1 protein-coding gene is annotated in these 1,213 nt (G+C 36.4%); it reads left to right on the forward strand.

The genetic code is table 11. The features are described from left to right. Window positions 1-1,213, forward strand: a 1,213-nt coding sequence (gene eno, locus FUA24_RS07980; protein WP_148541228.1) for a phosphopyruvate hydratase, incomplete at both ends; no start/stop codon positions are given.

Here is a 1,213-nt window from a genome sequence, read left to right on the forward strand (position 1 = left end):
ACAGATTCTAGACTCTAGAGGAAACCCAACAGTAGAGGTAGATGTTATTACAGAAAATAATGTTTTAGGAAGAGCAGCGGTTCCTTCAGGAGCTTCAACAGGTGAACACGAAGCCGTTGAGTTACGTGATGGTGGTGATACTTACATGGGAAAAGGCGTATTAAAAGCTGTTGAAAATGTAAACACTGTTATAGCTGAAGAACTTTTAGGCGTTTCTGTTTTTGAACAAAACTTAATAGATCAATTAATGATTGATTTAGATGGTACAGCAAATAAATCTAAATTAGGAGCCAATGCCATTTTAGGTGTGTCTTTAGCCGTAGCTAAAGCTGCAGCAGCCGAGTTAGGTTTACCATTATACCGTTACGTTGGTGGTGTATCAGCAAATACACTTCCTGTACCAATGATGAACATTATTAACGGTGGCTCGCATAGTGATGCTCCTATTGCATTCCAAGAGTTTATGATTATGCCAGTAAAAGCAAAAACTTTTACACATGCCATGCAAATGGGAACTGAAATTTTTCACCATTTGAAGAAAGTGTTACATGACAGAGGTTTAAGTACAGCTGTTGGTGATGAAGGTGGTTTTGCACCTAACTTAGCAGGAGGAACAGAAGATGCCTTAGATACTATTGCAAAAGCTGTAGAAAACGCAGGTTATAAGTTTGGAGATGAAGTTATGATTGCTTTAGATTGTGCATCGGCTGAGTTTTATGTTGATGGTAAATACGATTACACAAAGTTTGAAGGCGATAAAGGAGAAGTAAGAACTTCAGAAGAGCAAGCAACCTATTTAGCTCAATTATGTGAAAAATATCCAATAATATCTATTGAAGATGGTATGGATGAGAACGACTGGGACGGTTGGAAATCTTTAACTGAAAAAGTTGGTGATAAAGTACAATTAGTTGGTGATGATTTATTTGTAACTAACGTAGAACGTTTATCAAGAGGTATAGAAAACGGTATTGCAAACTCAATTTTAATTAAAGTAAACCAAATAGGTTCTTTAACTGAAACTATTGCAGCCGTAAATATGGCTAAAAATGCAGGTTACACTTCAGTAATGTCACACAGATCTGGTGAAACTGAAGATAATACAATTGCAGATTTAGCAGTAGCATTAAACTGTGGTCAAATTAAAACAGGATCTGCCTCACGTTCAGATCGTATGGCCAAATACAATCAGTTATTAAGAATTGAAGAAGAG

The sequence above is a fragment of the Seonamhaeicola marinus genome (assembly GCF_008085455.1).